The sequence below is a fragment of the Paenibacillus sp. 01L418 genome (assembly GCF_056400045.1).
This window is the reverse complement of record NZ_JBFTSN010000374.1, coordinates 1-6,329: the sequence shown is the minus strand read 5'-3', so window position 1 is coordinate 6,329 and position 6,329 is coordinate 1. Positions and strand designations below refer to the sequence as shown.

At 46.3% G+C, this 6,329-nt stretch carries 5 protein-coding genes; 1 reads left to right on the top strand and 4 read right to left on the bottom strand.

Annotated features, from left to right (window positions below):
* The first annotated feature begins 147 nt into the window (after positions 1–147).
* Positions 148–969 carry a hypothetical protein gene (locus AC1DSE_RS28010; RefSeq protein WP_076268540.1) on the top strand — a complete coding sequence of 274 codons (822 nt, stop codon included), beginning with the start codon at positions 148–150 and terminating at the stop codon, positions 967–969.
* 65 nt (positions 970–1,034) lie between these two features.
* On the opposite strand, the gene AC1DSE_RS28005 is transcribed toward AC1DSE_RS28010, so the two are convergent.
* The 4 genes from AC1DSE_RS28005 to AC1DSE_RS27990 all read right to left on the bottom strand — a co-directional run bounded on the left by AC1DSE_RS28005 (position 1,035) and on the right by AC1DSE_RS27990 (position 6,163).
* Complete coding sequence (locus AC1DSE_RS28005; RefSeq protein ID WP_430055866.1) at positions 1,035–2,615, bottom strand: ATP-binding protein; 1,581 nt, start codon at positions 2,613–2,615, stop codon at positions 1,035–1,037.
* Between the two features lie 272 nt (positions 2,616–2,887).
* The gene (locus AC1DSE_RS28000; protein ID WP_477510741.1) at positions 2,888–4,015 is read right to left on the bottom strand and encodes a copper amine oxidase N-terminal domain-containing protein; all 1,128 of its coding nucleotides are present in this window, start codon (positions 4,013–4,015) and stop codon (positions 2,888–2,890) included.
* Positions 4,016–4,101: 86 nt separating this feature from the next.
* Entirely contained in the window at positions 4,102–5,238 is a 1,137-nt protein-coding gene (locus AC1DSE_RS27995; protein ID WP_477510787.1) for a bifunctional cystathionine gamma-lyase/homocysteine desulfhydrase, read from the bottom strand.
* Between the two features lies 1 nt (position 5,239).
* The gene (locus AC1DSE_RS27990; RefSeq protein WP_441910624.1) at positions 5,240–6,163 is read right to left on the bottom strand and encodes a PLP-dependent cysteine synthase family protein; all 924 of its coding nucleotides are present in this window, start codon (positions 6,161–6,163) and stop codon (positions 5,240–5,242) included.
* Positions 6,164–6,329 lie beyond the last annotated feature (166 nt).

Below are 6,329 nucleotides of genomic sequence, written 5' to 3'. Positions count from 1 at the left end.
GGCTTGAATGATCCTGTATATTTATAAAAATTAAAAAAATAAGCACGGCTTACGATGGAAGCACCCGTAAGAGAAGGCGTATACCGCCTATCTTGCAGGTGCTTTTTTTGCGTTGTTTGCCCAAAACCAAAGGAGGTTTTATCGATCATGCCATCTGCTTCCAAATTAACTGTAGTTTTGTTTGCGCTCTTGCTTGCGTTTCTCAGTCCAGCTACTATTGCTGCCGCACCGTTTGAATTCAGCGTTACTGCCAAAACAGCTTTTGACAAAATGAAAGGAACCGCGGATAAAGGTACCTCTGCCAAGTTAACGTCTCAATACACGGAATTGCAAGAAATTCAGAAGCTGACCCTTGATTGGGATGTGCGGATAGACAAGCTCCATTACCAAAACGAGGAGACCGTTCTCGCTACTCGCAAGCGGATTAAGGAAGTTGGTGCGGAGAAGCTGGTTCAGCTAGAGGCAGCTGTCGTGCAAACCAAAAAGAAATACGAAGCCCTATTCAACCTTTATGATTCCTTGAATCAACAGCTGAGCCTCGCCAAATCGTTCAAAGATAAATGGCTTACGAATGCGCTGAAGCCGCAGGTCGAAACAACTAAAGCTGCCGTTCAGCTCGCCAAGCTAGATATACGCAGCAAAGAAACGGCGCTTAGAACAGCCAAAGCGAGCACCGCCAAAACGATTAAAGATTTGCGAGAGCTGCTGAGCGGCATCGACCCGCTTAAGGTGAAAATCAAAGCATCCAAGAGCACCATCAGCAGTATAAAGAAACAGTTCACGACGGAGACATCCATTTTGAATCAAGTGTTGAAAAAAGGCGATTCAACAGCAACCTCAAGCTCTTTTACTCGCATGCTCGCTTACACAAAGCAAATTAACGAGCAGAAACAAAAAACATACAACTATGAGCAGCAGACGATGAGCATTATAGCTAAAGTCGACGCGCAAATAGCAGCTATCAAGTAAGTAAAGCACAGCAAAAAAGCGCGTCTCGGCATCCGAAACGCGCTTCCATCTATGATTCGTCATCTTTATACAGTAGGGAGCCATACCTCAACAATAGTACCTACACCAAGCTCGCTGGACAACGATAATCGTCCCCCATGCGACGATACTATTTTATCTACAATCATCATGCCTAAGCCGTTCCCGTCCCGTCTTGTCGTATGGAACGGTTGTCCAATACGCCGCATCACTTCATCCGTCATACCTACGCCGTTATCGATAAATTGAATGCGTTGATAATTGTCAACCACATCGAGCTTAATGTTAACTTCTCCGCCGAAGGGCAGAGCTTCCATGCAATTTTTTAAAATATTTAGAAATACCTGTTTGACTTGATCACGGTCGCATAGAATTTTTGTCTCGCCTACTTTTGCGCTCCGTATTTGAATGCCGTTCATCTCAAATTGAAGCTCGAACACCGATATGACCTCTTGTAAAATAACATCACAATCTTCTTCTTTATACTGAATCGCTTGCGGCCTTCCCAATATTAAATATTCGCCCACAATCGCATTCATCCGCTCCAGCTCTGACATCATCAAGTTATAGTGATGGGGATTCGTCGTTTTGCTGGACAATTGAAGCATGCCTTTTACTGTAGTCATAGGGTTTCGAATCTCATGCGCGATGCTGACGGCTAGCTGGCCTGCAAACACAAGCTTCTCACTATTGCGAAGCAGTTCTTCCGCGATCTTCATTTCCGTAATATCCCGCAAGCTGCCGACAACCCGCGTAAGCTGGCGCTCGCTGTCGTAGATAGGAACCACATCCAGCATGTAGTAGCGCAGCTTCTCTTCAACCAGAATAGATAGCTCAATCCCTACACAGGACTCACTGCGTTTCATAACACGTTCAAAATAAGTACCAATGATGCCGACTTCAAATACACTTGTGCCTAAGCAGCCATTTTTTTCATGATCCGAATTGTTCAATATCGCAGCGCAGTATTTGTTTATTTCTACAATTGCACCCTGCGCATCGGCAATAATGACACCATAATAATCCGTTTCCAGAAGAACCTGATTTAAGATTTGAAGCTGTGTATTGTGTTTACGGAGCAGCAGCTCTCGCTCGATAGAATCAACGATTGTGCATAAAAGTGCAAGCAAATGAGGATGGGCAAACTGAATTTCTGTCATGATCGAAATCGAACCAAGCAGCTGACCGCTGTCCTCCATAAAAAAAGGAGCTGTATAACAAGCTAGCTGATGTAGTACTTTCTGATAATGATCTTCGCCTACGAGCTGAATAGGCAGCTGTTCACGCAAACATAGATCAACCGAGCTCGTACCGATCTCTTCACAGTATCGCACGCCTTCAACAATACCTAGCTGGCGCACCTGATTAATAATAGAAGCATTGCCTCTGAACTCAAGGATATACCCCTCATTGTCTGATATGGCAAGGAAAAAAGGGTCATCTGCAACGGTCGATAAAAATTTTTCAACAAACACGCTGATAACTTCAATCGTTTCTTTATAATGGCCCTGCTGAGCTTTAAGCTCCGCATCCGTAAACCGCTGGGTAAATATAGGCAGTTCATCACGATTAAGTCCATACCGCTCGCATTTTCGATGTGATTCTATGATTAAATCGTTATTTATCATATGGTATACCAATTAACCTTTCCAGGACAGCTAGCTTCCATTTTGTTGGACATTATCCAATATTCTAGTTTAACCTGGCATATTCCTTCCCAAATTCATTAAAAATCACTTATTATCTACAATAATCTCCAAAATTAGCGTCGAGACCCCAAAAAGCGACATTCCTTCGTTCGAAATTTGCACCAAATCAATCCTAAAATAAAAAAAAGCGATGCTTAATAGTTAAAAACCATTAAGAAATCGCTTTTTTTCAATGTTATGCAATGTTATGATTAGCCCTTTGGCGAAAGCTCAATTTTCATGTCATCAAGGTACAAAGTTGTCAGACCCTCATAGCCGGAGTCGCTGCCCACAATGACATAAAGCTCACCCTTCTCGTTGGTTTGCAATGTTGCCGTATAATCCATGGCGACTGGCTGAAAGCCTTTCAGCGAATCATCCGGCTGCACCATGTTTCCAACGATCTTCATATCTTTGCCTTCGGTCTTCTGATTGCCTTTATCCAAATTCATTCGATAGTAATGATCGCCACCGCTATCAACTTTGACAGCTTGAGGCTCCTTGCTTACAAAGCCTGCTTTAATGCTGACAGCCTCTCCAGGAGCGCCGCCAACCCCCATCATCCCGCCAGATTGATCGCTATACAGCTTAAAGGATAATGATGCTTGATATACCGTATTTGGCTTCAGCCCTTCGATCTTCTTCGTCGCGAACATAAACAAATCATCGCTGCGATTCATCCCTTTAAGCTTCAGTGCGTAATTGGTCTTGTTATTCGCAAGAGGAAGCAGTTCTCTAGCATATTGCAGCTCGTAAATATCCGGATTGTAGTCTACTGGCAGATCGGCAAAAGCTCCCTTCCAGCCTTCCTCGCCCTGGTCAAAGTTATAATGGAGCGATAGCGCAGCCTCACTCGTTTGCACGGTAACTTTCTTCTGCTTCGCGTCCCAGCTCGTTTTTGCTCCTAACAGCTGTGCTACCATTTTTGCTGGTATGAAGGTCGTGCCTTTAATAATAACAACTTTGGCAGGCAGCTTCACGTTCTTAATGAAGCTCCCAACTACCGCATCGCTATTCTGAGTGAGAGTCACCGCAAGTCCAGCACGGGTTAAAATAATTTGTTTCGCTGCTGCATCCAATTGAATGTTTGCTTGCAATCCCTCAGCCAGCGCTCTGACAGGAACCATCGCAATGCCGTTCTGTAAATAAGGCGCCACCGCAAGCTTATGCTCACCGCGGTAATCAATCGATTTGGTGCTTCCTATTTGAAATTGAAGAGGAGCAGGTGAAACGGCTGAAGCGCCATAAGCGGTTGCTCCGCTAGCTGCTGCACTAAGAAATAAAGCGGACGAAAGAGATGCTATCATGAGGTTTTTATTTAACAATTGTTTAAAGGCCATTTGTCTACCATCCTTTGTTGTTAGTCATTTGGTGCGTACCCAAACTAACGAACAAAGATGAATATAAGTTGCATATGGCTAATTTTTTATGACTTAAGACTCTGCTCCAGATCTTCAAGCAAATCCTCGCTATCTTCAATCCCGACTGATATTCGCACTAAACCATCCGTAATGCCAAGCTGCTTCCGCCGCTCGCTTGGTATAGATGCATGCGTCATTCTCGCGGGAACGGAAATAAGACTCTCTACAGCACCTAAACTCTCGGCAAGCGTAAAATATTTCAACTTTTTGATCATCGCAGACGCTTTCTCCGCGCTGCCTACGTCAAATGATATAATGCCGCCAAAGCCGCGTGCCTGCCTCTTCGCAAGCTCATGCTGCGGATGGCTCAGCAGCCCCGGGTAATAGATGTTTTGAATGGTTTCCAAACGCGATAAATAAGCGACGATTGCCTCAGCATTCTCTTCATGAGCTTCCATGCGCAGGCCAAGTGTCTTCAACCCGCGGATGAGCAGCCACGAATCCTGAGGGCCAAGCACGCCTCCCGTCGCATTTTGCACAAAATGCAGCTCTTCCCCCAGCTTATCGTTGCTCACAACAGCAAGACCAGCGACAACATCGCTATGCCCGCCAATATATTTGGTAGCGGAATGCAGCACGATATCAGCGCCTAGTGTTATCGGGGTTTGCCAATATGGCGTGCTGAACGTATTGTCCACAATGAATAGCAGCTGCCTTGCTTTGGCCCAAGCGGCTACACCTGCAATGTCCGTTACTTTAAGCAGCGGATTCGTCGGCGTTTCCACAAACAATGCTTTTGTATTCGGCTGAAGCGCCTTCTCCATATCTTCTAGGCTCGTCGTATCCGCAAAGGTCGCTTCAATCCCCAGTCGGCTCAGCACCTTCGTCACAATTCGATACGTCCCCCCGTACACATCATCCGTCAAAATAATATGATCGCCAGCGCTCAGCAACGAAAACACAGCGTTAATTGCTGCCATGCCTGAGCTAAAAGCAAAACCTCTTGCACCTTCCTCTAAATCAGCAATATACTGCTCCAGTGCATGACGCGTTGGATTGCCCGTACGTGAGTATTCATAGCCTTTATGAACGCCGATGTCGTCCTGTTTATAGGTGCTCACTTGGTAAATGGGAACACTGACTGCACCTGTAAAAGGGTCAAAAGGGCTGCCTCCATGAATGAGCTTTGTTTTTCGCCTCAGCTTAAGCACCTCCGTTGTAAATCTGTTTGCTTAAGTACCTCTCACTGCCATCTGGAAAAATAGTAACGATTCGGCTGCCGGGCGCAGCTGCTTCCGCTTCAAGCAGCGCAGCATGCAGAGCGGCGCCCGATGAGCTGCCGACAAGCATTCCTTCGAGCTGCGCCAGCTCCTTCACCCTTGCAAAAGCATCCTCATCCTTTATCGTATGAATGGCATCGAAATAGCTGCTATCCATAAATGGAGCCAGCTTCTCCACGCCAATTCCCTCTATCCTATGCGGCCCTAGTGCTCCGCCGCCAAGTATGGAGCCTTCCGGCTCAACAATAACCGTCTTCACCTTTGGGCTCTGCTCCTTCAAATACTGCGCTGTTCCCATGAAGGTGCCCCCCGTTCCCGCTCCGGCAACAAACACATCAACCGTACCATTCAAATCATGCCATAACTCGGGGCCTAACGTTTTGTAATAGGTTAACGGATTTGCTGCATTAGAAAACTGCCTTGGCGAATAGGAACCGGGTATTTCCTTCATCAGCTCTTCCGCCTTCTGCACCGCGCCCGCTATGCCAAGCTCTGTTGGCGTATTTACAACTTGTGCGCCAAGCGCCCTCATCAATTGCTGCTTCTCTATGCTGAATTTATGGGGGACAACAAAGATCGTCGATACTCCCCGTCCGATCGCCGCCAATGCCAGACCTATTCCCGTATTGCCTGCTGTCGCTTCGATAACGGTTCCTCCGGGCTTCAGCTGTCCGTTTGCGAACGCGGCATTCAACAGCTCGACACCAAGCCGATCCTTGACGCTTCCTCCCGGATTTTTATACTCAAGCTTCGCATAAAGCGTTACACCTTCCGGCAGCGCAAAACCTGTAAGCTCAACTAGCGGCGTATTGCCAATTAGTGCGTGGATATTGTGATACAACGCCATTTGCAATCCCTCCCACGACTCCTATTTCCTCCTACGCGCATCCTTTACTCAGGCTATACTCTTCATCATATGAAGCTGCATCTCTTTGTGTTTATGTCCCGTATGCCTACTTTTAGGCGTTATTCAAGCCTACAAGCAAAAACGCCTTCAGCGTCCTCTGGATGCT

What these genes read in the sequence shown, in the direction of transcription:
- AC1DSE_RS28010 (WP_076268540.1), top strand. Translation starts at nt 148, where the DNA reads ATGCCATCTGCTTCCAAATTAACTGTAGTTTTGTTTGCGCTCTTGCTT.
- AC1DSE_RS28005 (WP_430055866.1), bottom strand. Translation starts at nt 2,615, where the DNA reads ATGATAAATAACGATTTAATCATAGAATCACATCGAAAATGCGAGCGG.
- AC1DSE_RS28000 (WP_477510741.1), bottom strand. Translation starts at nt 4,015, where the DNA reads ATGGCCTTTAAACAATTGTTAAATAAAAACCTCATGATAGCATCTCTT.
- AC1DSE_RS27990 (WP_441910624.1), bottom strand. Translation starts at nt 6,163, where the DNA reads ATGGCGTTGTATCACAATATCCACGCACTAATTGGCAATACGCCGCTA.